Origin of the sequence: Pseudomonas sp. CBS (assembly GCF_024734645.1) — a bacterium.
In the GTDB taxonomy this organism is placed as follows: domain Bacteria; phylum Pseudomonadota; class Gammaproteobacteria; order Pseudomonadales; family Pseudomonadaceae; genus Aquipseudomonas.
The window spans coordinates 653,310-678,484 of record NZ_CP102929.1 but is presented as its reverse complement, the minus strand read 5'-3'; the positions used below and the strand labels follow the sequence as shown (position 1 = coordinate 678,484).

Sequence of the window (25,175 nt, the reverse complement as noted above, 5' to 3'; positions counted from 1 at the left end):
GGATAAGGCGATGAAGCGTCCTGTACTAATAACTCCCCCTATCAAGGCACGCCGCCGGCTGCCCCTCACGGCGCTGGCCGGCGCGCTCGTGCTTAGTTGCGGCCTGGCGTGGGCGCAAACCAGTTTTCAGGTGGACGGCCCCGTCATCGGCGACGAAGTGATGTACTCCATAGGCGGGGGTAGCGCAGTGTCCATGGGACGCGCGGCAGGCATGCGGTCCATCGGAGTCGGTGCAGGCTGGAACAGCAATCTGATCTGTGGCGACATGAGTATCCAGACCACACTGAGGAACCAGCTGAACGGTGTGACCAACGGTTTCCAACAGATCATGGGTAACGTCATCCAGAGCGCTACGAGTGCCGTAGCGTCCCTGCCTGCGTTGATCATCCAGCGCGCCGACCCGGGCCTGTACAACCTGCTTACTAACGGCGTGTTGCAGGCGCGGCTGGATTTCGACCGCTCGAAGCTAACGTGCCGAGCCATGGCCGAGAAGATGGCAGATACAGCAGGCGGACAACTCGGGTGGAGTCAAATGGCGGAAGGCATGGCGCTGCGTGATGCGGTGTCGAGTAAGGACGCCGTCTCGGCTATCGAGCAGGCGGAAACAAACCGCGGCAACGAAGGGGTGCCTTGGCTGGGTGGCAGCAATGCCGGTGGTGCGGGCCAGCCGGGTATCCGAGTGGTCGGCGATGTCACGCGCGCGGGCTACAACTTGATCAATGGTCGCGGCGTAGCCGACATGTCCCCCATTGTACCGACCAGTTGCGAGAGTCTGTCCTGCCAGACCTGGGCCTCGCCGGAACAGGCGGTTCAATGGGCTACGCGTGTCCTAGGTGAGAAAGAGCAACGCACCTGCGACGCCTGCACCAAGACAGAAACAGTGCCCGGCGTAGGACTGACGCCGCTGATTCAGGAGGAGTACGAGGCGAAGCTGGAAGCCTTGCAAGAGCTGATCTCGGGGACGCGCAACACGACGTTTGAGAACCTGCGAGAGGCTGGTAGCACCTCGCTGCCCATTACTCGTGGCGTCATCGAGGCGCTACGTGATGAGCCGGACCAAGACCTGCTGGCGCGACGCTTGGCGTCAGAGGTCGCACTATCGTCGGTGCTGGAGAAGGCATTGCTGCTTCAACGCACGTTGCTGACGGGTAAAAAGGAACCCAACGTAGCGGCCAATCAATTGGCCATCGAGGCCGTAAATCGAGAAAGCGACGCGCTTGATCAGGAGATCCGCAACCTCAAGACCGAACTGGAACTGCGCCGAGAGTTAGCCAACAACTCGCCGATGACCATTATCCAGCGCCACAGCACGCGAGCGGCTGGCTCGCGCGGCATCTATGAGGGCGACCCGGTCCCTGACCGTCTTGACCAGTTGCAGAAGGGCACGCCTGGAGAGCGGCCATGAGCATGGCGTGGCTGCGCTTTTGTTGGCTGTGTAGTCGGCGTGCCGCGAAGACGCTGCTGTGGTCGGTGGTGATCATCGCGATTGCCGTAGGAGCGAACGTCGCCGGCACCTATCTGGTCGGCGGCGTTGCTCGTTGGGAGAAGTGGCTGACCGCTGCTTCGGGGTACTTTCTGGTGTGGCGGCTGTGCCTGTACGGAGCAACGGCCTACGGATGGATATGGATGCGCCACCGGCTGCTGGCGCGCGAGGCCGACGCGCTGGCGCGTCGACGCTTGGTGCGCAGCGAGATCGCCGGCGCTCTCGCCATCGTGGCCCTAGAAATCAGCCTATTGATGCGAGGCTGAGGGGAGAGTTAGGCAATGACGCTTTTCACGACCGACTACCTGGAGTACTACCTCACTCTAGTCTCTTGGATCGTCAATAACGGCATCTGGGCCGTGCTGGTATCCAGCGGGGTATTTGCCCTCCCCTTCATAGCCATTATCTTGCAGGAATGGCTCAAGGCCCGCTCGGAAGGAGCTGACGAAGGCAACAAGGGCATGCTTTCTGCTGCGCGTATCGAGAACCGGGTGTTTGTCGCGATAGTGGTGGTGATGTTCGCCGGCATTCCATTTATGGACGTCGATCTGAACAGCATCCAGTACGACAGCTCACGCTCCACACAGTGCCAGGTGACCGTGCCGCTGCCCGCCGACACCGGCTGGTCGCAGTCCTTCTCGACCCTCAACAACCAAAGCGCCAAGTTACCGGTGTGGTGGGCATTCATGCACGCGCTCGCGCGCGCAGTCACAGGCGCTTCTGTTGCTGCAATACCCTGCGGCACCGATCTGCGGCAGATGCGAATGGAGATCGACGCCACCCGCATCGACGATCCAGTGCTGGCCAAGGAAGTCGCGGACTTTACGCACGACTGCTATGGGCCGGCCCGTGCCAAGTTATTCATGCAACGGCCGCAGCTCGACGAGGCGCACATGCATGATGTCACCTGGATTGGCTCACGCTTCTTCACGGACACGGCTGGCTACTATGACAGCTATCGTTCCAGCACCCCACGCGAGAACTGGCCCTACGACAGCAACCGCGATGCCGGGCTTGCGCAGGTGTCCAGCGGCGGTGGTTATCCCAACTGCCGGCAATGGTGGACTGATGATAGCAACGGCCTGCGGACAAGGCTGTTGGGGCAGGTGAACCCTAGCCTGCTCACGCGCCTGTCGGGCTGGGCAGGGTTCCTCAGCCGTGAAGACGTGGATGATTCGGTAATTAGAGCGATCGCCTCGCCGCAACAACAGAAACTCAATCAGGGCTCGGTCTATTCGGACTACGGCGGACAGATCGAAAAGAGCTTGCCGAATATCGTGACGCGCGCGGCGGGCGATGTGGGAATGGCCGTCGGAGGAATCGCGGCGTTCCCTTCCATGGACGTTGTGCGCCAGGCCCTGCCCATGGTACTAGCGCTTCTCAAGATGGCGTTGGTGATATGCATTCCCCTGGTATTGGTCATAGGTACCTACGACCTCAAGACGGTCGTCATGATCAGCGTCGTGCAGTTCGCGCTGTTCTTCGTCGACTTCTGGTTCCAACTGGCCCGCTGGATCGACAGCACCATCCTCGATGCACTCTATGGATGGGGCTGGGGCTGGAACCGGCCGCATAATAACTTCGACCCGCTAATGGGCTTGAATAATGCCTTTGGCGATGTGCTGCTGAACTTCGTCACTGGGACGATGTTCGTGGTTTTGCCGGCTTTCTGGGTTGCGGCTTTGGGATGGGCCGGCGTCAAAGCCGGGGTGGTTGCTCAGACCCTTACTTTCGGCTCCAAGGATGCTCGTGATAGCGCAGGGGCAGGCGTAAGCAAGGCAGCAGCAAAAACGCTGTGATAACGGGCCAAATCTCAGTTATTAAAGGGATCATTCGGATCATGTGGGTCGATTCGCTGACCATTTGACGAATACAGGCCAAAGCCTGCCTCGCCATTGCGAAGTTCATCCTGTTGCGTGAAGCGGTCGTCTACGGGCGAAGTGCCAGCCAGCCATAAAACTGCCAGCAAGAGCAACGCCGCCAAACAGAAGGCGAAGTAAAGCAGCAGTCCTAGCAAAGATAACTTGACGACCCAAAACACCAAAGTGACACCCGCGACCGGCACACCCTTGGAGGCTAGGCAGTTCGACAGCCTTAGTTCGCCGCGCCGAAAAGCGCACCAACCACGACCAATACTGCGGCCGAGGCGATCTGCTCTGCTGATGCGAGTTGTCGTGCTCATGGTCGTCTCCTGCTACACGAGAATGCCTATTTTAGCTTCATCCAACTCATTCAGCTTGGGGCGTCAGTGTGTTCTCTTACTGCTTTAGGTGGATACTTCACCATCCCATTCCACCGGGCCAGGATCGGGCTGCACGGCCTTGGCATCGTTGACCTGCAAATACTCTACGCCATTGCGCCGAAGCGCATAGCCCCCATAAAGGATCGACCGTAAAATTGATCGCAGGTGTCATGATTTGACCCATTGCAGTGCTCCCGATACGGTGTCCATCTCTCGGACAGCAGGCTTGTGCCATCGCCCAGATTGAAAGCAGTAAGCCGACCATAAATCCGGCCAAGACCTCGCCTCATCTGGGGAATGCGCCTGTTCGTCAGGCGAATCTACGGTAGGCGTTTCAGTCGGTGCTAGGTGCTAGGTGCTAGGTGCTAGGTGCTGGGGCGATGTGGCGGTTCGGGTCTGCGTGAATCATTTTCCACTGAGTTGTGTTGTTGTTTTTGGCAACCACGGGACCTACTCATTGCGGGACACGATCTGTCGGGGCTCTGCTTCTCCAGCCTCGGTGCATACGCGCTCGGGGAGTCTGTTGGAAGACTGGTCTCAGTACGTCGGCTCTATTGGGTTTGGTATTACCGTCACTTCAGGCGGACGTGGTGTTTTGAAATCCAGTCGATCTTAGCCACCCGGAAAAGCCCTTGTTGTTATCACCCTCTTCCATTGCGGCGTAATAGAAAAGACGCAGATGATGATCTTCATCAATAGTCAACTTTGAATACTCGAATGCAACATGCCCCAGTCCCTCAATCCTTAAACGCCGCCATCCGTGATCCGGACCATGAATGTCTTGCTGCTGCCACCCTTTCTTGAAGTCTGGAGAAACTTTTTCCAGATCTTTTATCAGGGCGCAGATATCAGGTTCCTGTGTCGCCTTGACGAAATCTCTCCTGAAGTGAGAAAGCATCTGGAGTGCTTGATCCTCCCAGGGATCGAATAGCTCTTGGGTGAAGGGATCGGCAAACAGCATCCACAACAAATTACGCCGCTCTGGCGCATGTGATGAAAAGCGGAATACCTTGTCGGCAGCCTGGTTCCAAGCCAGCACGTCCCATCGCAGGTTGATTACATAGGCGGGGCGTAACGCCAGATCGCCCATGAGCCGATGGACCACTTGCGGGACGACACACCACGTCTTACCGGGCTCAGCCGGTGGACGCTGTTGAGTAAGAAGGTAGAGATAGCGTCGCTCCGCCGCATCCAGCTTCAGGACCCGAGCAAGGTTGTCCAAAAAAGTCGCTGACACACTGATGTCTCGCCCCTGCTCCAGCCACGTATACCAAGTCAGTCCAACGCCGGCCAATGCTGCCACCTCCTCGCGGCGCAGCTTCGGCGTGCGCCGGCGCGTCCCGGACGGGAGCCCGACTTCCGAGGGCACTAGACGCTCGCGGCGACTGCGCAGGAACTCGGCCAATTCTTTTCTGACACGTTCCATACAGCGAATAGTACTCATCCAATCACTTTTAGTAACAGCATAAAGAGTTAAATTGTAATAGCCAAAAAGGCTGCACACAATCAACTCGGCTCGCCATCTCGGCCGTTCCTGGCCGGCAGTAGACAGCTGCCAAAGCGCTTGTGAGGAGAAAAAATAGGGAGAATGGGCATGTACCAAAGTTTGCTGAGTGAAAAACTGAGTGAATTGAAGGCTTCCGGACAGTACCGGACTTTCGTGACCTTGAATCGGATCCGTGGAAAATATCCGCTGGCGCGGCTCGCAGGCGAAGACAACCGCCCCGTCATCATTTGGTGCAGCAATGACTACCTCGGCATGTCACAACACCCGAGCGTGTGCAAAGCGATGCATGAGGCGATCGAGGCTTATGGAGCCGGCTCGGGCGGTTCGCGCAATATCGGCGGAACTCACGGGCTCTACTGCCAGTTGGAGTGCAGCCTGGCCGACTGGCATGACAAGGAGTCAGCGCTGGTATTTCCGACCGGCTTCAGCTCCAACGATGCAACGTTGCAATGCCTGCTGCGACAGATTCCCGAATGTGTGGTGTTCAGCGATGAAAAGAACCATGCATCCATAATAAACGGCATCTGCGCGACCCGTGCCGAGCGCCAAGTGTTCCGTCACAACGATGTGGCCCACTTGGAAGAGCTGCTGGCGCGCTACCCGCACGAGCGACCGAAGATCGTAGTGTTCGAGTCGATTTATTCGATGGACGGCGATGTGGCCCCCATAGCAGAGATCGTGGCGCTGGCCCGCCGCTACAACGCGCTGACGTACCTGGATGAGGTGCATGCAGTGGGCATGTACGGTCCGCGCGGCACCGGGATGGCGGCGCACTTGGGAGTCGCCGATCAGGTGGACTTGATCCAGGGCACGATGGCCAAAGCGATCGGCGTGATTGGTGGTTACATCGTCGGCGCTCAATGGCTGGTCGATGCCATCCGCTCGTTTGCCGCCGGCTTCATGTTCACCACATCGCTGCCGCCGGCCGTAGCGGCAGCTTGCCTGGCCAGCGTCGAACACCTGAAAGATCAAGCCGCCCAACGTGACCGGCTGCATGCACAAACCCGGCGCTTGCGCCAAGCACTGGCCGAGCGGCGGATTCCCGTGATGGCATGCTCCACCACACACGTGCTGCCGGTGCTGGTCGGCGACGCCAGCAAGTGCAAGGCCGCGGCGGAGCGGCTGCTGCGCGTGCACGGCATCTACCTGCAACCGATCAACTTCCCCTCGGTGGCAGTGGGCACCGAGCGCTTTCGCGTCAACGCCACTCCGAACCACAGCGATGAGCAGATCGACCAACTCGCCGAGGCGCTTGAAGAGGTCTTCGCGCATTTCAACATTCCGCTGCTAGCGCACGGCGTCGCTGACGCCCTGCAGGAGGCGTCGTGAAATGTCGAACGCATCCTGGAAGATTCGCCCGGCCACGTCATCCGATATCGAGGTGCTGGTAGCGCTGCGCACGCATCTGCTCGATGGCGCGTCAGAGGCAAGCTATGCGAGCCGCACGTCCGAGGAACGCTTGCGCTGGAAGGCCGCCTATCGCGACTGGCTGGAGCCAGTGTTAGCAAGCGGCGAGCGCGCGAGAATCGTCGTCGCTGACCGGGACGGCGAAGCCGTGGCCTGCGCCACCGGCCTCATCGATTCACGCCCGCCCGCACCGGACTGCCTGAACGGCTGGTGCGGCTGGATCCAGTCGGTGGTGGTGTCGCCGCCGTGCCGACGCCAGGGTATGGCTGAGCGGTTGATGCGAGAACTGTTGCAGTGGTTCGCCGCGCACGGCGTGACTAAGGTGCTGCTGGAGACCACCCCAGCCGCCGAAGCTTTGTACCGCAAGCTGGGTTTCGTGCGCAGCATGGAAGGACTGCTGAATCTGTCGGGAGGTAGGCCATGAAGCTGCTGATCGTCGGACTGGGCTATGCCGGCAAGCGTTACCAACGAGCCTTCCGCCATCTTGCTGCCAAGCTGGACCTGCCGCTCGACGTAGCTTACGTGGCACGCCAGCAGCGCATCAGCGAAGCCCTGCCCTACTACCCGGACGTCCCTCGCGCGCTGGCCGAATTCCACCCCGACGTGGTGGTGGTCAGCGTCAACGATCATGCGCACGTTGGCATCCTGCGCGACCTGGCCGGCTTCACGGGCTTCGTACTTTGCGAGAAGCCGCTGGCAGTGCCTGGCGACGGCTGGCCCAACGCTTGTGCCGGTCTGGCGAGTGTCCAAGGCTTCGCGTTGGATCTGGTGGAGCGCTACTCAGAGGCCAGCCATCGGCTGAGGGACCGGGTGGCCGAGCAGTCGTGGTCGCTAATCCGCGCCAGCTTCCATTGGGGCAAAGACCGGCTGAACGACTATCGACCCACATGCGGCGTTAGCAGCGAGGTCATCCATGCCCTGGACTTGGTGCAGTGGATTGGCGCGCCTGGCGAAACGTTGCGCCTACGGCAGGCGATCGGCATCAGCTCGGACTTTTCTCTGTCCGGCCCCGATGTTCCGGACACCGTCATGCTCACAGCTACCCTGGGCGAGTCGGTGGTGGCCGGCTACAGCAGCTTCGTCAATATCCAGCGACAGCGCACCGTGGACTTCTCGTTCGCCGATCCAGCCGGCCGGATCTTCCATGCACGCATCGTCTACGACACACCGGCCTGGGACCACGACGAATTGCGCATCTGGACTCGCGACAGCGAGGGGTGCGAGGTGCTGGTGGATGCCTTGCGGACCACCCCGAGCGAAGTCGGACTCGAAACACTGCTCAAGCTGTCGCGCCTGTGCGAGGACGTTACGCGTGTCACTGCACTGGGTGCGTCACCTCGGCAACCCTTTGTCAGCCTTGATGAAGCGATCTGCCTTCAGTCTCTGCTCGACGACATCGGCCAGCAGGTCGGCACGCCGCCGATCGCACGCTATGTACGCGGCGCGGCGCGGTTGCTCATCCCCCGAAGCGCAGACCTTGAGAGCTTGGGCTAAGGCCTAACAACTATTTCAGGAGCAATTTATGTGTGGAATGACCGGCTGGCTTGCGTTCAGCCATGACCTGACGGCGCACCGCGACACTTTGCAACGAATGACCGACACCTTGGCGCCACGCGGCCCCGATGCGCAGGGCATGTGGATCGACGGCCCGATCGGGCTGGGGCACCGGCGTCTGTCGATCATCGATTTAGAGGGCGGCCGCCAACCGATGGTCGCCGAGCATGGTGGTCAGCGTGCCGCCGCGGTCATCAGCTATACGGGAGAGGTCTATAACTTCCAGGAGTTGCGCCGCGAATTGTTGGATCGCCGCCACCACTTCGAGACCCGCAGCGACACCGAGGTAGTGCTGCGCGCTTACCTGGAATGGGGTCCGGCCTTCGTTGAACGGCTCAACGGCATGTACGCCTTCGCCCTCTGGGATCGACTGACGCAGCAACTGCTGCTGGTGCGCGACCGGATGGGCGTGAAGCCGCTGTACTACTTTCAAACCGACGACGGTGTCGTCTTCGGCTCCGAACCCAAGGCCTTGCTCGCCAACCCGAGAGTGCCTCGCAAGGTAACTGCAGATGGTCTGCGCGAAGTGCTGGAGATGGTCAAGACCCCGGGCCACGCAATTTTCGCCGGCATGCGCGAGGTATTGCCGGGCGAACTGGTCAAGATCAGCCGCGCGGGCCTGTCACGCCATCGCTATTGGGCGCTGCAAGCCCATGAGCACGAACACACACTAGAGCAGACCGTAAGCCACACCCGCGAGCTACTGGAAGACATCGTCGAACGGCAGATCGTCGCCGACGTCCCGTTGTGCAGCCTGCTGTCCGGAGGGCTGGATTCCTCGATCATCACCGCCCTGGCGTCCAAGAAGCTGCTAGCCGCAGGCAAGGACAACATCCGCTCGTTCTCAGTGGACTTTGCCGACCACGGCGAAGGCTTCACCGGCGATGCTGTGCGAGGCACCCCCGACGCTCCCTTCGTGCGTGACCTGGTGCGGCGCATCGGTTCTACCCATGGTGAAATCGTGCTGGACAGTCGCGAGCTGGCCGATCCAGCGCTGCGGGCCAAGATCGTTCAGGCGCTGGACCAGCCACCTGCATTCTGGGGCGACATGTGGCCCTCGCTGTACCGCCTGTTCCAGGAGATCCGTCGACATTCGATCGTGGCCTTGTCCGGCGAGTCGGCCGATGAAGTGTTCGGCGGGTACCGCTGGTTCCATGATCCAGAGGCGATCGCTGCTCAGACTTTTCCGTGGCTGACCTCTGCGACTGGCAAGTATTTCGACGGCAAGACGCTGTTTGCGCAAGACCTGCTGGACACCTTGCAGATGGACACATTCCTGCGCGACAGCTACAGCCAGGCGCTAGCCGAGACCCCAGTGCTGTCCGGAGAAGATGCGACCAACCGGCGCATGCGACAAATGAGCTACGTGAATCTGACTCGCTTTGTACAGACGCTGCTCGACCGCAAAGATCGCATGAGCATGGCGGTAGGCCTGGAGGTGCGCGTGCCATTCTGCGACCACCGCTTGGTTGAGTACGCCTTCAACATCCCTTGGGAGATGAAATCCTTCGACGGCAGAGAGAAAAGCATCCTGCGCGCCGCTACGCGTGACCTGTTGCCGGAAAGTATCGCCGAGCGGGTCAAGAGTCCGTACCCCTCGACGCAGGACCCGGCCTATGAACGGGGACTGCGCGAGTCGCTGGCCGCGATCCTGGCCGATCCAGCATCGCCAGTCATGCCGCTGCTCGATCGACAACGTATCGCAAACACCCTTTCCAAGCCCCTTGGGAATCGGTCGCCCATGTACGACCGCATGGGGATGGAACTGGCCATTGGTCTGAATGCTTGGCTCGCCGAATACCGCGTCGAACTTGCTCTTTGATCCATCGCTGTGAAGCGCCTCCACGCTCTTTTCTCTTAGGAGCATCGCAATGTCACGTTCTGCACAATCTCCAGTCTACTTCGTCGCTCTCGGCGCGTTTGCTTTGGGCATGGCGTCGTACGTTACCGCTGGCCTGATCCCCCTGATCGAAACGGCCTTTGCGGTGCCCGTCGCCCTTGCGGCGCAACTGGTGACCGCGTTCACCTTGGCCTACGGTCTGGGCTCGCCACTGTTCGTCGCGCTACTGCCTGCTCATCGGCAACGAGGGGGCTTACTGTTCGCGCTCGGATTGTTCGTGCTCGCCAACGCAGCCAGCGCCTTGGCGACGGATTTCAATGCACTGCTGGTTTTCCGCGCTCTGGCCGGTATCGGCGCCGGCGTCTATCTTGCGATGGGTATTGCCGCCTCCGCGGCGCTATCGCCGTCAGACCAGCGGGGCAAAGCGATCGCAGTGATCATGGGGGGGATGGCCAGTGGCGCCGTGCTGGGTGTGCCGATGAGCCTGCTGTTGGCCGAACGTCTCGGCTGGGCCTCGGCTCTGTGGCTGGTAACAGCCTTGGGTGCTATCTCCCTGGTCGGGCTGGCGCTGCGACTACCCGTGTTTCCAGCCCCAGCAGCCACGCCACTCAGGGCCAAATTGGCTCTATTGACAGATGGTCACGTAGCCCTGCTTCTGTTGGTATCGCTGCTGGCGGCAATCGCGAGCTTGGGTATGTACACCTTCATCTCGCCGTTGCTATCCGAGAGCCAGAGTGCAGCTCGATCAGTGACACCTTATCTGTGGGTATGGGGTGTGGGTGGCGTGATTGGCAGCTTTCTGGTCGGCCCGTTGGTGGATCGCGTCAGGGGTCCGGTATTGACGCTGTGGATCATGATAATCCTGGCTGGGGCGCTGTTTCTGCTTCCAGTTACGGCATCGATGGGTGCTTGGTTGGTGATGCTGCCGATTGCGGCCTGGGGCGCGGTAGGTTGGGCACTGCAGGTACCGCAAAACAACGAGCTGATTAACGCGCGTGAGCGCCAAGGCGACGGTAATCTGGCCGTGGCACTCAACGAATCGGCCTTGTACTTGGGCAGCGCTATCGGGGCCGCCTTAGGCGGGGTGTTGCTGCTCCAGCAGTGGCCTGCGGGTGCGTTGGCTAGCGGTGCGGGCGCAGTGGCCGTGCTCGGTGTTCTGGTGCAATGGCTAAACCTGCGTAGGCTCCCGGAGGCGGCGCACAACCGGGTTAACTCTCATTGAAGGTTGGATGCACCGTGACGTAATGCACCATGATCATTTTCAACCCATGGGTACCACATGTCGCGTCGGCATGACCTCTTCCGTATTGAGTCCTGGAACACAATTGCCAATGCCAGCGATTGGAAGCAAGGTCATGGAAAGTGTAGCTACGAACCATGTCGGCATTGCACCAGAGACGTTTCACACCTTGCGGCAGACCGGAATGGCTTGGGGTATGCCAATTTCCAGGACGCTGTTTAGCGTGAACCCTCAGCAATCCTTTGTGGGAGAGCTTCGGCCCTGTCAGTAGGCCTGAAAAAATCCGTCGGGGATGAAGCCTCTCCCACAAAAGCCTGCCCTCTGAAACAGGTTCATGTCCAAGCACCTGATCATCTACGGACTGTAGTCATCGGGTGTTGGGTAGCTACATAACCGTTTGTAGAGTCAACAAACCAGCCGTGAAATGGAAGTTACCGGCTTGAGTAGTGCGGCTGATTTGGCTACAGGCACGAGCGTGGACCATACGTTTACGACGAACCATCCAGTGATCGTCGACCCGTACAGATCGGACAAGGCCAGCGGCTTTGCGCTTGCAACGTCATCGGCATGCCTGACGGTATCAAGCTTGTTATTCACGTCTTGCCCCGCGAGTCATTAAAGCTCCTGAAGCAAGGAGCGCTGCTGAGAGCAGAGGATTGCAACCTCTTAAAACAAATCAGATTCATAACCTTTTGGCCGAGACGGTGATTTTTGGATTATTAGATATTTGGTAAGGAGCAGGTCATTGATTGAATTGCGACACCTTCGCTGCTTCGGTGTCTTGGCCGAGGAACTACATTTCACACGAGCCGCAGAACGGCTTCATATCGAACAGCCACCTCTGTCCCGGACTATCAAGGAACTTGAGGACGAATTGGGACTGATACTCTTCGATCGCGATCGTAGAGGCACCCGAATGACCGCAGCCGGGGTGGCGTTTTTGCAAGACACTCGCAGACTATTCACCGTCTTGGAACAGGCCCGAGAGAATGCCAAAGCTGTGGCAGCGGGCTTACAAGGTAGCCTGCGCATTGCTATATCCGACGGGGCGTTCGACCAGCGACTTTCCGCTTTCCTGGCGCATTGCCGTGAAAAGGAGCCGGAGATAGAAATAAGGTTAGCGGAGGTCCCTTTGGCGGAGCAGTTGCGCGGACTTCGGTCCGGCGTGTTCACGGCTGGGTTCGCATACACGGCCGAAATCGATGCTGATATTGTTGCTGAGCCGCTTTGGCATGACTCGTTGGTGATTGCGGTACCGGCGCGGCATGAACTGCTCGTTCACAGAGAGGTTCCGCTTCATGAGCTCGGGAACCACCCGCTTGTATTGTGTGACCCTCAAGTGTGCGAGGGCTACTGCCGTGAACTGGCGAGAATTCTTCGACCATTGGAGCGCGAACCCAATGTCGTTGAGCATGTGTCTTCTATGGACATGATGCTGACCCTGGTGGGCGCAGGTTTCGGCCTCGGTTTCACCACGCAGACCAAGTCCGCCTTTTACCAGCGGCCAGATGTCGTCATCCGCCCGCTGGCGTCGGATTCAGCCGTGATCACCACCTACCTACTCCGGCGCGGCGAAGGTAATTTATCGCCTCTACTGGAGCGATTTATCATTCGCCTCCGCGCCCATTTGTGCGATTGACGGACCGCTCACCGGTGTTCCAGCCTTAAGAAAAAGTGCTCGCTCTCCTAGTCGACCGCCTATGGCGTCACGGCATCTACGGTGAACGCCCGCGCAATCCTTCGAGCGGTTCGCAAAGCGCACCGCAAATCCTCTAGTTGTCGATTGGACGAGCTCATGGAGAATGGTTTGGGTCGACTGCTGTTTCGCCGGGTCGAGCTCCCCGTCGGGCAGCTTCTGGCCGCGTGGCCCCACGTTCTATGCCAGCTACCGACGGGCGACGATGTCCCTGCAAATCTGCTGACGCGACTTGTCCGCCAACTCGTCAAATTCGCAGATCGGTAGGTGAAACGTTTTTCAGCAACGCGGTGCGCAGCGCTGGACTCAGTTTCGTCGTTGCCCCAGCGTGCAGCGCGGCCGCTTTGCGCTCCAATATCCGTCCCATCGCCTCCATCTCCAGTCGGACGGGACGCTCCACGGTCTCAACGTGCTGGCGGACGAACGCTTTCAGTTCGGCCGCAAAAGTAAAAGGGTCGCTGATGTAGACGTTGGCAGTGAATCGGCGGACATCTTCTGCGGTGACTTGTAGACGGGGATAAGCGATCAGCTCGGCGGAATGGGAGGTGGTCATCTCCAAGCTAGATGTCAGGCCAAATTCACCTTGGCGACCTATACATCTTTTATCAATTTTGACCGCTTAGCCGCTTTAGAGGATTTCCCTGAGCAAAGAAATCCTAGCGATGCTTGCCGAGGTGAGCCTTCCGCCGATCAATCCAGATAAACGGATTCCACATTGTCACTGGAGCCGCATTTGAAGCCCCGCTATACCAAAAGGTTAAAGGCCAAAGGGCAGAAATGGCAAGGGAATGGGGTGCAAGGGGAAAGGCCCTACCCCAAAAGGCAAAAGGGTCCCTGTCAGCCCACAATCAGGGCATCTATATGCGCTTCCCGTTTCAGCGAAAACAAGCTCCGATTACCACCGCTGCTTCTCAAGCACCCGCCACCGGCCTTGCGAAAGGGCTGACGCGGCCGGAGACGGCAGCGTCCCTGCTCGCCGCCCCGCGCCGACAGAAGTTGTTGGAACACATCTGGCAGCGCACGTCGCTGTCTCGCCAGCAGTTCGACACGCTGTACCGCATGCCCTTGGAGCGCTACGCCGCGCTTGTGCAGCAATTCCCCGCCTCCGAGAGCCATCACCATGCCTACCACGGCGGCATGCTCGACCACGGGCTTGAGATCGTTGCCTACGCGCTCAAACTGCGGCAGTCCTATCTGCTTCCCGCTGGCACAACCCCCGAAGACCAGGCAGCTCAAGCCGAAGCCTGGACAGCCGCCACCGCGTACGCGGCGCTGCTTCACGACATCGGCAAGATCGCGGTTGACCTGCATGTCGAACATGTAGACGGGAGTGTCTGGCATCCCTGGCATGGTCCGCTGAAGCAGCCCTACCGATTTCGCTACCGCGGCGATCGCGAGTACCGTCTGCACGGTGCAGCTACAGGCCTGCTGTACCACCAAGTGCTTGATCGCTTCATCCTTGATTGGCTCAGCGGGTTCCCATCGCTGTGGGCTGCGCTGTTGTATCTCTTGGCCGGACAGTACGAGCATGCCGGGGTTCTTGGAGAACTCGTGGTCAAGGCCGACCGTGCCTCCGTGGCCCAGGAACTGGGAGGTGATCCGGCCAAGGCCATGGCGGCACCGAAACACGCTTTGCAGCGCAAACTGCTGGACGGCCTGCGCTATCTGCTTAAAGAGGAGTTGAAGCTCAATCAGCCTCAAGCATCCGATGGCTGGCTGACGGACGACGCGTTGTGGCTCGTCAGCAAAACTATCTCCGACAAGCTGCGTGCGCACTTGCTGGCGCAGGGCATCGATGGCATTCCTTCGAACAACACTGACGTATTCAATGTATTGCAAGATCACGGTATTCTCCAGGCGACGCCGGAAGGCAAGGCCATCTGGAAAGCCACGGTCACCAGCGAGACCGGCTGGTCGCACAGTTTCACGCTGCTGCGACTAGCCCCCGCACTGATCTGGGAAGCCGCAGAACGACCACCCCCCTTCCGCGGCACCGTGGTCGAAGACGCATCGGGCAGCGAGCCAGTCGAGGACAACGGCGGCTCCCCCGCCGCTTCGCCCGAGTCCCTGGCCCCCCCTTCTTTTGTGAGTCCGGTCTCGGCGGGGAATGCCGCCGCGCCAGTTCAAGTCGATGCGATGGAAGACCTGCTGTCGCTGCTCGGCGACTCACCTACTCAGAACGAACCTTCTGTCGAGGTTACGCCTACTAACCGGCCATCAAGCGAGACGGTCCATGCCACCACGCCGAGACAAACACCCCACCCAGTGGAAGACCCTGCGGCGCGGACACTGCCCTGTGGTCAACACTTCATGGCATGGCTGAAACAGGGAATCGAATCACGCAAGCTGATCATCAACGACGCCAGGGCACTGGTGCATACGGTCGCCGATACTGTTTACCTAGTCAGTCCCGGTGTGTTCCAGCGGTACGCTCAGGAACACCCGCAGATCACGGCTCTGGCCAAGCGGGAAAAAATGCAGGAATGGCAGTGGGTACAGAAGCATTTCGAGAAGCTGATGCTGCACCGCAAACAGGACAGTGGGATCAACATCTGGACCTGCCTGGTCAGCGGGCCACGCAAATCAAGGCGGTTGCACGGCTATCTGTTGCGAGATCCCCATGATCTGTTTAGCGAGGTGCCGCCCAACAACCCATATTTGAGAATATTCCAAGGTCAATACGACACAAGCTCGGATTGTGAAAACAGTCCACATTACTGAGTTATGCCGGGCTTGGGTAACCGGCTGACCTCGAATACGTACCTCTCTTCGCTCTTGAGATAGCGACCTCATCAACCCCTCTCGTTAGAGAGGGGCGAGAGGCTTGCGGGTTTCATCTGCTCCTAGCCACGTGCAAACGGTGGCTGGCTAAGGCCGTACCAGGCGATGACGACGAAGCAGATCAGCGTTACGGAGAAGGCCCACGCACTGCCGAATTGGTCATCCAACCCCCCATTGCAAGAGGCAGGAATGGACCGCCAACTAGTGCCATCACCAAGAAAGAACCCGCTTTCTTGGTTTGCGCCCCCAATCCGCGAATGCCCATGGCGAAAGCGCTGTCGTCATCATCGTTACGTCCTGCAGGAAACTCGTCAAGTCGGCGAATTGGGCCTGCGTAATGTTTGACGCAACGATGCGGTCACCGGACAGAGCTTCAACCTCTGAGCGTTAAGGCTGGCAGGCCAACTTTACTTCCACCAATACTCAACCTGAACACCAACGTTGGATCCGTGCAGCGCATCTCCAAACGCTCCGCTGTCAGAAAGAGCTGACCCCGCAGCCATCAAACTGGCCGCACGCTGGGCGGCTTCGTTCCAACTAGCATAGGTGTAGTAGAGGCGGAACTCTGGTCGCTGCCAAAACCCAGGGCCTGCAGGTGACCACGTTGGTGCAATCGTGAATTTCGTGAGCTTGCGTGTGCCCCCGACAGCATCAATCTGATCATGCCCGATTTCCGTGACAAGCTTGAACTGGTCGGTCAATGCATACGTTGGTCGGACGCCCAAGGATATCCAGTTCTGATCACTACCATTTGCGCGAATGTCTTTCTGGTAAATGGCCTGGATCTGTCCGCCGAAGCGAGGTGTCACTTGCCAATCGAAGTACTCGACGGCTCTCCAGCTTTTGTTGTCCTGATCCAACGCGGTGTTGCCTGTATATCCAAGCGCGCTTCCGGGGCCGCGACCATACTGCAGAGCAAACGTGTTGAGCCCCCCGAGAAACCCTTTCTGTTTGTGTTGCGCACTGATTGCCCAGCCACCATGCATGTCTTCACCACCAGGCTTATCGGTAACGCTAAGGCCGAATTCAAGCGAACCATTGGTGTTTGGCTGAAAGCCTGCAACGTTGAAGTCCTGTCGGGTTACATAGTCTTTCTGGTCTTGATTGTCTTTTCGGGAGAAGACATAGCTGTACTGCAAATCGCCGATGGGCACGCTATCAACGCCAAATCCAGTTCCGCTCTGATTCCAGTAATAGTAATCAGATATATGGATATCATTTCGTTTGTAGTAACGCCGCCCTGCCCAAAACGAACCTCCGTTCAGGGCGGGCATCTTGCTCCACTCCGCATAAAGCTGGCTCATGCGGGCAAAACCGTAATCATCAGAGAACCTCGGCGTATGGCCATATTGATTATAAAGCTGCGCCATACCCTCCACACTGATAGCGGAGCCATCGTCCAACCGTAGGAGATCCTCACGCAGATCCAGTTCGATGTACTGCTCACACTCGTTGCCCAACCGATACTTGGACGGAGCCCCGGGTAACTGGAAGCACGATTGTTTACCGCCCTCCACTGCTCCACCAATACCGCTACGCACATATCCCGTAAAATCCAATGCGCTGGCCGAAAACGGAAGTACTGCAATCGCGAATATCGGCAACACTTTCCCACGATGATTGAACACCTGCATGGTGACTCCACTTTTATTGTTATTGAGCTTTCTTGCAGCCAGCCGACTTCCCATGAGGGCAGTAGCCCCCATGTGAAAACAGTCCGCTTTACTGAGTGATACCGGGTTTGGGTAACCGGCTAACCTGGGACACGTACCGCTGTTCGCTCTTGAGGTAGCGACCTCAGCCCCTCTGGTTAGAGGGGGGGCGATAGCTTATGGGTTTCAGTTGCTCCTAAGCACGGGCAACCGGTGGCTGGCTAAGGCCGTACCAGGCGATGACGACGAAGCAGATCAGCGGTACGGAGAAGGCCCATGCACTGCCGAAGTGGTCAGCCAACGCCCCCATTGCAAGAGGCAGGAATGCACCGCCAACCAGTGCCATCACCAAGAAAGAACCCGCTTTCTTGGTTTGCGTGCCCAATCCGCGAATGCCCATGGCGAAGATCGTTGGGTATAACGTCGACATGAAGAGGTAAATCGCCGCGATGGCTAGGGGAGAGACTTTTGTGATCCCCATCACCGCCACCGCACACAATACGATGCTGACCAGACTATTGAGGATCAACAGCGTGCGCGCTGGAATGTAGCGCATGATCCAGGTACCGGCGAACCGACCAACCATATAAGCCAACATGCCCAACGACAGAAGATAGGCAGCATTCTGGGCGGTCATGCCCGGCCAGTGATCAATCGTGAAGTTGATGAAAAAAGCGCCGATTCCGACATAGCTGCCGACGTAGCAGAACTGGGCAATGAGTGCACCGGTAAAGTTGCGCTTACGCCACAGACTGCTGACCGTATTTACCGACTGTTCTACGGGTATTTGCTCACGAATTTCCGGCAAATGGGCTCGGGCAAAAACCAGGAACATCAGCACGACCACTGCTGCCAAGGCAATGTAGGTTACGGACACTGGCTGAATATCCACACCCGCAATATTGAAGTCAGGCAGGAAAAATACCGATCCACCAATCAAAGGGCCCATAAAAGCGCCGAGACCATTAAATGATTGAGCCAAGGTAAGTCGCTGCTCGGATTTCGCCGGATCCCCAAGGGCTGCCGCGTAAAGGTTTGCGGCGGTTTCCAGGCAAGCCAATCCACAGGCCAAGACAAATAGCGCTATCAGGAAAGGCGCAAAGGTGCCCGCCCATGAGGCTGGAAGAAACAGCAAAGCCCCGGTGGCGAACAATGCCAGGCCCACAAGGATTCCGGCGCGGTAACCAAACCGCTCCATGAACAGTCCGACGGGCAGTGCGACGAAGAAGTACGCGCCGAAATAGGCTGTTTGTACCAGGCCGGATTGGGCCTGAGATATGTGCAGCGTGTCTTGGAAGTGTTTGTTGAGAACATCTAATAATCCGTGGGAGAGCCCCCACATGAAAAATAGGCTGGTCACGAGGATGAAGGCGAATTGATTTGCAGTAACCACACGCGATTTGCGGATCACTGGAGAGCGCTCCAGCGCTTCTGTTCGAGTTGACATGAGCGGTACCTTTTATATGTTTTGTTTTCCGTTCAGTGTGCGATCACCTACGACGGTCGTATTGACCGTCCAGGGAGCGCTGCATGATTCGACTCTAGAATCATGCAAGCATCTTAACCATGCGTTTTAAGGCAAAAAAGACCGAATATAGAAATCTCTTTTCCATCTAGTGAAAAACTGGCTATCACGCACCACTCGTTATGCTGAACATGGCCTCCGTGCTCAACGGAAGAGGCTTCCTAGGACTTGTTCTTCTGGTAAACATCCACAAAAACAGCTGCCAGCAGCACCGCCCCCTTGATCATCTGCTGGTAGTCGACACCAATACCTAGAATGGACATGCCATTGTTGAGCACGCCCATGATGAACGCACCTATCACTACACCGACTACCTTGCCAACACCACCAGATGCCGATGCTCCGCCAATGAATACTGCTGCAATGACATCGAGTTCGAATCCGCTGCCAGCCCTGGGCGTCGCGCTGTTGAGTCGTGCTGCGAAGATCAGCCCCGCTACCGCTGCGAGAACCCCCATGTTCACAAAGGTAAAAAAGGTGACACGTGCGGTGTTGATACCCGATAGCTTGGCAGCCTTGAGGTTGCCCCCCGCTGCATAAACCCACCTTCCAATGACAGTACGGTTCATGAGGAAGGTGTAGAGGCCAATCAACACGCTCATGATGATCAGTACAGAGGGTAATCCGCGATAGGTGGCCAGCATGTAGCAGAAGGCGATGATCAATGCGCCTATAAGCCCATTTTTGAGGACGAAGAGAGCGAGTGGCGTGGGTGCTGTACCCGCTTTGATGATTCTGCGCCGAGCTCTCCACTCCACTATTAGAAAACAAGCTACGACTATTGAGCCAAGGAGAATGGAGGTCACTCGAAGTGTCTGACCCTGGAAGGGATCAGGCAAAAAGCCAGCGCTGAGCGATACAAATTCGGCCGGGAATGGGCCGATTGATTGGCCATCCGAAATGGCAATGGTTGCGCCTCGGAAAATCAGCATGCCTGCGAGCGTGACAATGAAGGATGGCATTCCCCAGAAGGCCACCCAATACCCTTGAGCAGCACCGATCAGCCCCCCGGCCAACAAACACACTAAGGATACAGTGACGAAGTCGAGTCGATACTGGACCATTAGAACAGCAGCGATGGAACCAATTACGCCTACGATTGAACCCACCGATAGATCGATATGACCACACACGATAACCATCAGCATGCCCAGTGCCATCACGACAATGTAGCTGTTCTGGAGCACCAGGTTGGTGAGGTTCAGAGGCTGCAGCAACGCGCCTCCTGTAGCAATCTGAAAGAACACTACGATCACCAGCAGAGAGCTGAGCAGACCGTACTCGCGCGCACCTCGCTTGATTGCGGGCAACATGCTGTTTTTGGAGGCCGCTGGGGCCATGACATCGCTCACTGGATCACCTCATTCTTCATTATTGCGTGCATGATGCGTTCTTGAGAGGCCTCAGCGACGGGGAACTCACCCACAAACCGCCCTTCGTTCATCACGTAAATCCGGTCGCAGGTGCCCAACAGTTCAGGCATTTCCGAGGAAATCATCACAACGCATTTCCCCTGAGACGCAACTTCGTTCACCACACCATAGATCTCGTACTTAGCCCCTACATCAATACCGCGAGTAGGCTCATCAAGGATGAGCACCTCGGGGTTGGAGAACAGCCATTTCGCGAGAACCACTTTCTGTTGGTTGCCGCCTGAAAGGTGCTCCACTGGTTGGCGTAAATCGGGACTGCGAATGCGTAAAGAGTGTCGGTAACCCTCCCCTACCTCAACCTCTTCTGTGTCATTGATAACCCAACGTCGAGCAAGGGACTTGAGGCTCGCCAGACTAATGTTGCGGCCGATGCCATCTCCCAATACCAATCCCGCGCCCTTGCGATCCTCGGTCGCATAGGCCAAACCAACGTCGATGGCTTTGCGCACCGAGCTGACGTCCACTTCACTGCCAGCCAGGCTGACACTGCCGCGAATGTTTCGCCCAAATGCTCGCCCGAATAAACTCATCGCCAACTCGGTACGTCCGGATCCCATGAGACCTGCGATGCCTACCACCTCGCCGCGACGCACATGGAAACTGATATTGCGTATGAGGTCATGGCCAGGGCGCTCTGGGTGTTCAACCGACCAATTGCGCACGTCCAGAAGTACTTCACCCACGTCAGGCGTTCGGCTTGGGTAACGGTCTGCCAGTTCACGGCCAACCATGGCCTGAACTACGCGGTTCTCCGACAAGGCTTGATCGCGACAGTCGATAACATCAACGGTACTTCCGTCGCGGATCACCGTTACCTGATCCGCAACTCGGGCAATCTCATTAAGTTTGTGGGAAATGATGATCGAGGTAATTCCGCGACTTTTAAGCTCGAGCATCAGTTCGAGCAAGCGGTCGCTGTCCCTCTCATGGAGGCTTGCTGTAGGTTCGTCGAGTATCAGTAGTCGCACGTCTTTGGCGAGCGCCTTGGCAATCTCGACAAGTTGCTGTTGACCAATGCCCAGTTCACTGACCAGCATTTGCGGCAAAACGGAAAGTCCCACTTTGTCCAGCAGGGCTTGGGCGCGCTGGTGTGCCATCGTCCAATCAATCACACCATAACGGGCGACTTCATGACCCAGAAAGAGATTCTCAGTAACCGATAGCGTTGGAACCAAGGCCAGTTCCTGATGGATGATGCAGATACCTGAAGCTTCACTATCACGCAGGCCGCTGAATTTGCGCTCTGCACCATCAAAATGAATGACGCCCTCATAACTACCATGCGGATACACGCCACTGAGGATCTTCATCAGCGTGGACTTTCCGGCACCGTTTTCACCGCAGATGGCGTGAATATCACCGCTACGAACCTGCAAATTGACATTGCTCAGTGCCTTGACGGCACCAAAGCTTTTCTTGATACCGCGCATATCGAGAAGTTTGGTTGACATGGTCCCTCTCCGTTCCGGTCGCCGCTGCGATAAATCTCGCAGCGGCTTAAAGCGGCGGCTTTCAGCGCAGGCGGTCTTCGCTGTAATAGCCGGTGTCGATTAAGATCTGTTTCCAGTTCTTAGCATCCACCAGTACGGGGGTGAGCAACTGTGTCGGCACCACCTTGGCACCGTTGTCATAAGATTTGGTATCATTAACTTCGACCTGCCGCTTTTGAAGAGCACCATCCATCATTTCAGATGCGGCCTTTGCCAAAGCACGTGTGTCTTTGAATACTGTCGAGTACTGGTCACCTCGAATGATGGCCTTCACGCTAGGTATCTCGCCGTCCTGGCCGGTCACGACGGGCATAGAGGGCCCACCGTTGCCATACCCAACGCCTCGTAATGACGAAACAACACCCATGGCAATCTGATCATTCATCGCCAACACCGCGTCCAAGTGTGCTTTTCCGTAGAACGCGCTTAGCAGGTTATCCATCCTTGCCTGTGCTTGTGAGCCATCCCAGTTGGGTGTCGCAGCCTGTTCCAAACGAACCTGACCACTGCGAACAACTAATTTGCCGCTATCGATGTACGGTTTGAGAACAGACATGACGCCGTCATAAACCACGTGGGCATTGTTGTCGTCAGTGGAGCCGGCAAACAGTTCGATATTGAACGGCCCCTTGCCATCTTTTAGCCCTAGTGCATCGACGATCGATTGAGCCTGAAGCACCCCGACTTTGTAATTATCGAAGGTGGCGTAATAGTCGAAGTTGGTGGAGTTGCGGATCAAGCGGTCGTAGGAAATGACCGTGATACCTTTTTCCTTGGCTTGTTTGAGCACGTCAGCCATCGTTGTGCCGTCAACCGGTGCGATGATCAAACCTTTGACGCCCTTAACCAGCAGGTTTTCAAGCTGGGAAAGCTGGGTGGGCACCTCATACTGAGCGTATTGAACATCGGTCTGATAGCCGAGCTTTTGCAAAGTCTCAGCCATGCTGTTGCCATCAGACACCCACCGCGCTTCGGTCTTTGAAGGCAGCGCAATACCAATGATGCCCTTGCTGTTTTCATCTTTTTTCGAGCAGCCAACTACCGCCACCGCGACCAGCAAGGTCGCCGCCATCTTTTTCCACGTGCGCATGTTGTCACCTGTTAGGTTGTTGTTTTTGTTCTTTCCAATCCATCAGTGATCTGCCCCCGTTGCAGGGGTAGATCACCACAAGTATTGCTTGATGGGCGATCAGCCCAGTTTCACTTCCTGACCGGACAGTGATGCTGACTCGAACAAGGCTTCGAGGATGAGGTTGATGTTATGAGCCTGGCTGGCCGGAACTTGAGAGGGTGTTCCGTTAAGCAGCGCCTGGACGAATGCCGTTGCCTCACGGTCGAAGTAGACCGGATTACCGATCTCAGCAATCTCTGGGGAATAGACTGTTTTACGGACAGCCCAAATCTCTGGAAAGCTGGTCTCGTTCCAGTGTGTCCAACCTTGCGGATGACCATTTTTGCCGTCGTGATAAAGCTTGTATGACGCTGGCATCGGAGTTGAGTGCATAACGCCATGAGTACCGTAGGCTGTGATGTCCCAAGCTTCCGTCCAAGGCATCGGATCCCACGACGTGAAATCGATTGTCACCATCTTGTCGTCATAGTTGAGGACAGCGGCGGCAGCATCTTCGCGAGCGCTTTCGCTCATTTGGCCCGCAAACTTGGTGATTCGGGCGTTCACAGAGCGTGGCATACCAAAGTGGAGAAGGATGCGGTCTATCGTGTGGCAGCCAATAACATAGAAAGCGCCGCCCAGATCACCCGGTTGCTTCATATGGTTGGTGTCGGCCTCATCATGTGAGCAACCGGCGTGGGCGCGCACTTGCAGCACCTTGCCAAGCTCGCCACTTTGAAGCACCTGCTGCATCTTTTCTACCGACGGCGCGAAGCGCCAGCAGTAACCAACCTGGAATAGGTTGCCGGTACGCTCCACCGCATCAACGATTCTCTGAGTATCCTTCGAACCTCGACCCGCCGGCTTTTCGCAGAGTACAGCCTTGCCTGCTTCGAGCGCCTCTAGTGCCCAATCCGCCATTAGATAGCTCTTGGGATGCACAAGCACAATATGAACATCCGGGTCGGCCAGAATTTCCTCTTTTGTGCGGGCATGCAGACCGAGCGCATCGACAAATGGCTCAAGCAACGGACTGTCATCATACGCTCCGAGAAAGCGAACATTGGCCATACGCTGGAATGCCTTGACCCGGCCCGAGGTATGGGGGTGAGTAATACCAAGACAGGCAACACCCAGTGGTTTGGCTTCAGTGATTTTCTGCGACATTTTGGTCTCCTTTGCTTCGGTGTGGCGCTGGGCGCCACCTCTTCAAACCGGTACTGCGCGGCCGCTGCGGACGGACTCAACCGCGCCTTCAGCAAGCTGCAAAGCCCGCAACCCATCACGGGGAGTGACAGGCATTGCTTTTTCTTTCACCAATGCATCAATGAATGCATCAAGCTCGGACTTATAGGCCTGCTGATAACGCTCAAGGAAGAAGTTCAGCAGAGGCCCATGTGCGTCTGTGAATTCATGATTCGAAATCCGCAGAGAGCTGGCGCGTTGATTGTCTTGTGCAAGCATGCCCTTGGAGCCGAACACCTCAACGCGCTGGTCATAACCGTAGACTGCATGTCGGCAGTTATTGACATGACACTGCGTACCGGAGGCAGTTTTCATCTGCACCATTGCGGTGTCGTAGTCGTCGTATTTAGACAACATCGCCGCATCGACCAGGCGACTTCCCATCGCGATTAGTTCCACCGGTTCCTCACCTAACAACCAGCGCCCGAGATCGAGATCATGGATGGTCATGTCGCGAAATATCCCGCCGCTGTGACGAATATATTCTTCGGGTGCCAGGCCCGGATCACGGCTGGTGATGATGACCTGACGAACGTCGCCGATTGCCCCCGCGTCGATGGCCAGTTTCATCGCCGCAAACGTCGTATCGAAACGGCGATTGAAAGCAAGCATTACGCGCCCTTTCAAACCTTCAATTTCATCGACCGCGGCCTGACTTTTAAGAATATCCAGGTCAATCGGCTTTTCGCACAGCACTGCCTTGCCTTGGCGAACGGCGCGCATCATTAGCTGAATGTGTGTGTCAGTCGGGGTGCCGATAATTATCGCATCCACATCATTGCGATCGATCGCCGCTTCGCAATCTGTCATCGCGTCTGCGCCAAGGGAACCCGCCAACGACTGCGCCGCAGAGGCGTAGGGATCCGCGACAGCAATTAGGCGCGCTGAGGGGTTAGCCGCGACGTTCGCTGCGTGAATCTTACCGATGCGTCCAGCACCAAGGACTGCAATACCGACCATGTTGATCTC

The 25,175-nt window shown here is 57.4% G+C and carries 20 protein-coding genes; 10 read left to right on the top strand and 10 right to left on the bottom strand.

Features of this window, described 5'->3' with window-relative positions:
* The first annotated feature begins 10 nt into the window (after nucleotides 1-10).
* The 3 genes from NVB75_RS02950 to NVB75_RS02940 are packed head-to-tail and all read left to right on the top strand — an operon-like array spanning nucleotide 11 to nucleotide 3,282.
* The gene (locus tag NVB75_RS02950) at nucleotides 11-1,405 is read left to right on the top strand and encodes an integrating conjugative element protein (protein ID WP_258345885.1); all 1,395 of its coding nucleotides are present in this window, start codon (nucleotides 11-13) and stop codon (nucleotides 1,403-1,405) included.
* Nucleotides 1,402-1,749, top strand: a complete 348-nt coding sequence (locus tag NVB75_RS02945) for a hypothetical protein (RefSeq protein WP_258345884.1) — start codon at nucleotides 1,402-1,404, stop codon at nucleotides 1,747-1,749. Before NVB75_RS02950 ends, NVB75_RS02945 begins: the two co-directional genes overlap by 4 nt.
* Nucleotides 1,750-1,764: 15 nt before the next feature.
* The gene (locus NVB75_RS02940; protein ID WP_258345883.1) at nucleotides 1,765-3,282 is read left to right on the top strand and encodes a conjugal transfer protein TraG N-terminal domain-containing protein; all 1,518 of its coding nucleotides are present in this window, start codon (nucleotides 1,765-1,767) and stop codon (nucleotides 3,280-3,282) included.
* A gap of 14 nt (nucleotides 3,283-3,296) precedes the next feature.
* Here the strand turns inward: NVB75_RS02940 and NVB75_RS02935 are convergent, their stop codons facing one another.
* A complete protein-coding gene (locus tag NVB75_RS02935; protein WP_258345882.1) occupies nucleotides 3,297-3,665 on the bottom strand; it encodes a DUF3742 family protein in 369 nt (122 codons plus the stop codon).
* A gap of 637 nt (nucleotides 3,666-4,302) precedes the next feature.
* Complete coding sequence (locus NVB75_RS02930; RefSeq protein WP_258345881.1) at nucleotides 4,303-5,169, bottom strand: helix-turn-helix transcriptional regulator; 867 nt, start codon at nucleotides 5,167-5,169, stop codon at nucleotides 4,303-4,305.
* 150 nt (nucleotides 5,170-5,319) lie between these two features.
* Between NVB75_RS02930 and hemA the strand changes: the two genes are divergently transcribed.
* The 6 genes from hemA (at nucleotide 5,320) to NVB75_RS02900 (ending at nucleotide 12,912) form a co-directional block, all read left to right on the top strand.
* The gene (gene hemA, locus NVB75_RS02925) at nucleotides 5,320-6,561 is read left to right on the top strand and encodes a 5-aminolevulinate synthase (protein WP_258345880.1); all 1,242 of its coding nucleotides are present in this window, start codon (nucleotides 5,320-5,322) and stop codon (nucleotides 6,559-6,561) included.
* 1 nt (nucleotide 6,562) lies between these two features.
* Complete coding sequence (locus NVB75_RS02920) at nucleotides 6,563-7,063, top strand: GNAT family N-acetyltransferase (protein ID WP_258345879.1); 501 nt, start codon at nucleotides 6,563-6,565, stop codon at nucleotides 7,061-7,063.
* Complete coding sequence (locus NVB75_RS02915; protein ID WP_258345878.1) at nucleotides 7,060-8,133, top strand: Gfo/Idh/MocA family oxidoreductase; 1,074 nt, start codon at nucleotides 7,060-7,062, stop codon at nucleotides 8,131-8,133. Before NVB75_RS02920 ends, NVB75_RS02915 begins: the two co-directional genes overlap by 4 nt.
* Before the next feature lie 28 nt (nucleotides 8,134-8,161).
* Nucleotides 8,162-10,015 carry an asparagine synthase (glutamine-hydrolyzing) gene (asnB, locus tag NVB75_RS02910; protein ID WP_258345877.1) on the top strand — a complete coding sequence of 618 codons (1,854 nt, stop codon included), beginning with the start codon at nucleotides 8,162-8,164 and terminating at the stop codon, nucleotides 10,013-10,015.
* 49 nt (nucleotides 10,016-10,064) lie between these two features.
* The gene (locus NVB75_RS02905; protein ID WP_258345876.1) at nucleotides 10,065-11,255 is read left to right on the top strand and encodes an MFS transporter; all 1,191 of its coding nucleotides are present in this window, start codon (nucleotides 10,065-10,067) and stop codon (nucleotides 11,253-11,255) included.
* A gap of 766 nt (nucleotides 11,256-12,021) precedes the next feature.
* Complete coding sequence (locus NVB75_RS02900; protein ID WP_258348503.1) at nucleotides 12,022-12,912, top strand: LysR family transcriptional regulator; 891 nt, start codon at nucleotides 12,022-12,024, stop codon at nucleotides 12,910-12,912.
* Between the two features lie 304 nt (nucleotides 12,913-13,216).
* Here NVB75_RS02900 and NVB75_RS02895 read toward each other — a convergent pair whose 3' ends face one another.
* A complete protein-coding gene (locus NVB75_RS02895) occupies nucleotides 13,217-13,522 on the bottom strand; it encodes a hypothetical protein (protein ID WP_258345875.1) in 306 nt (101 codons plus the stop codon).
* 308 nt (nucleotides 13,523-13,830) lie between these two features.
* On the opposite strand from NVB75_RS02895, the gene mobH reads away from it, so the two are divergent.
* Nucleotides 13,831-15,690, top strand: coding sequence for a MobH family relaxase (gene mobH / locus NVB75_RS02890; RefSeq protein ID WP_258345874.1), 1,860 nt, complete (start codon nucleotides 13,831-13,833; stop codon nucleotides 15,688-15,690).
* A gap of 467 nt (nucleotides 15,691-16,157) precedes the next feature.
* Here mobH and NVB75_RS02885 read toward each other — a convergent pair whose 3' ends face one another.
* From NVB75_RS02885 to iolG, 7 genes are all read right to left on the bottom strand, one after another.
* The gene (locus tag NVB75_RS02885) at nucleotides 16,158-17,384 is read right to left on the bottom strand and encodes a carbohydrate porin (protein WP_258345873.1); all 1,227 of its coding nucleotides are present in this window, start codon (nucleotides 17,382-17,384) and stop codon (nucleotides 16,158-16,160) included.
* A 214-nt stretch (nucleotides 17,385-17,598) separates the two neighbouring features.
* Nucleotides 17,599-18,849 (bottom strand): sugar MFS transporter, encoded by a 1,251-nt coding sequence (locus NVB75_RS02880; protein ID WP_258345872.1) that lies wholly within the window; start codon nucleotides 18,847-18,849, stop codon nucleotides 17,599-17,601.
* Between the two features lie 239 nt (nucleotides 18,850-19,088).
* On the bottom strand, nucleotides 19,089-20,267 hold the full coding sequence (gene mmsB, locus NVB75_RS02875; RefSeq protein ID WP_258348502.1) for a multiple monosaccharide ABC transporter permease: 1,179 nt from the start codon (nucleotides 20,265-20,267) through the stop codon (nucleotides 19,089-19,091).
* Between the two features lie 8 nt (nucleotides 20,268-20,275).
* A complete protein-coding gene (gene mmsA, locus NVB75_RS02870) occupies nucleotides 20,276-21,811 on the bottom strand; it encodes a multiple monosaccharide ABC transporter ATP-binding protein (RefSeq protein WP_258345871.1) in 1,536 nt (511 codons plus the stop codon).
* Nucleotides 21,812-21,872: 61 nt separating this feature from the next.
* Nucleotides 21,873-22,940 carry a multiple monosaccharide ABC transporter substrate-binding protein gene (gene chvE / locus NVB75_RS02865; RefSeq protein ID WP_258345870.1) on the bottom strand — a complete coding sequence of 356 codons (1,068 nt, stop codon included), beginning with the start codon at nucleotides 22,938-22,940 and terminating at the stop codon, nucleotides 21,873-21,875.
* Nucleotides 22,941-23,039: 99 nt separating this feature from the next.
* Nucleotides 23,040-24,128 carry a Gfo/Idh/MocA family protein gene (locus tag NVB75_RS02860; protein ID WP_258345869.1) on the bottom strand — a complete coding sequence of 363 codons (1,089 nt, stop codon included), beginning with the start codon at nucleotides 24,126-24,128 and terminating at the stop codon, nucleotides 23,040-23,042.
* A gap of 42 nt (nucleotides 24,129-24,170) precedes the next feature.
* A complete protein-coding gene (iolG, locus tag NVB75_RS02855) occupies nucleotides 24,171-25,166 on the bottom strand; it encodes an inositol 2-dehydrogenase (RefSeq protein ID WP_258345868.1) in 996 nt (331 codons plus the stop codon).
* Nucleotides 25,167-25,175 lie beyond the last annotated feature (9 nt).

Excerpts from the sequence above, each read along its gene's own strand:
- NVB75_RS02950 (WP_258345885.1), top strand. The coding sequence starts at position 11 with ATGAAGCGTCCTGTACTAATAACTCCCCCTATCAAGGCACGCCGCCGG.
- NVB75_RS02945 (WP_258345884.1), top strand. The coding sequence starts at position 1,402 with ATGAGCATGGCGTGGCTGCGCTTTTGTTGGCTGTGTAGTCGGCGTGCC.
- NVB75_RS02940 (WP_258345883.1), top strand. The coding sequence starts at position 1,765 with ATGACGCTTTTCACGACCGACTACCTGGAGTACTACCTCACTCTAGTC.
- NVB75_RS02935 (WP_258345882.1), bottom strand. The coding sequence starts at position 3,665 with ATGAGCACGACAACTCGCATCAGCAGAGCAGATCGCCTCGGCCGCAGT.
- NVB75_RS02930 (WP_258345881.1), bottom strand. The coding sequence starts at position 5,169 with ATGAGTACTATTCGCTGTATGGAACGTGTCAGAAAAGAATTGGCCGAG.
- hemA (WP_258345880.1), top strand. The coding sequence starts at position 5,320 with ATGTACCAAAGTTTGCTGAGTGAAAAACTGAGTGAATTGAAGGCTTCC.
- NVB75_RS02920 (WP_258345879.1), top strand. The coding sequence starts at position 6,563 with ATGTCGAACGCATCCTGGAAGATTCGCCCGGCCACGTCATCCGATATC.
- NVB75_RS02915 (WP_258345878.1), top strand. The coding sequence starts at position 7,060 with ATGAAGCTGCTGATCGTCGGACTGGGCTATGCCGGCAAGCGTTACCAA.
- asnB (WP_258345877.1), top strand. The coding sequence starts at position 8,162 with ATGTGTGGAATGACCGGCTGGCTTGCGTTCAGCCATGACCTGACGGCG.
- NVB75_RS02905 (WP_258345876.1), top strand. The coding sequence starts at position 10,065 with ATGTCACGTTCTGCACAATCTCCAGTCTACTTCGTCGCTCTCGGCGCG.
- NVB75_RS02895 (WP_258345875.1), bottom strand. The coding sequence starts at position 13,522 with ATGACCACCTCCCATTCCGCCGAGCTGATCGCTTATCCCCGTCTACAA.
- mobH (WP_258345874.1), top strand. The coding sequence starts at position 13,831 with ATGCGCTTCCCGTTTCAGCGAAAACAAGCTCCGATTACCACCGCTGCT.
- NVB75_RS02885 (WP_258345873.1), bottom strand. The coding sequence starts at position 17,384 with ATGCAGGTGTTCAATCATCGTGGGAAAGTGTTGCCGATATTCGCGATT.
- NVB75_RS02880 (WP_258345872.1), bottom strand. The coding sequence starts at position 18,849 with ATGTCAACTCGAACAGAAGCGCTGGAGCGCTCTCCAGTGATCCGCAAA.
- mmsB (WP_258348502.1), bottom strand. The coding sequence starts at position 20,267 with ATGGCCCCAGCGGCCTCCAAAAACAGCATGTTGCCCGCAATCAAGCGA.
- mmsA (WP_258345871.1), bottom strand. The coding sequence starts at position 21,811 with ATGTCAACCAAACTTCTCGATATGCGCGGTATCAAGAAAAGCTTTGGT.
- chvE (WP_258345870.1), bottom strand. The coding sequence starts at position 22,940 with ATGCGCACGTGGAAAAAGATGGCGGCGACCTTGCTGGTCGCGGTGGCG.
- NVB75_RS02860 (WP_258345869.1), bottom strand. The coding sequence starts at position 24,128 with ATGTCGCAGAAAATCACTGAAGCCAAACCACTGGGTGTTGCCTGTCTT.
- iolG (WP_258345868.1), bottom strand. The coding sequence starts at position 25,166 with ATGGTCGGTATTGCAGTCCTTGGTGCTGGACGCATCGGTAAGATTCAC.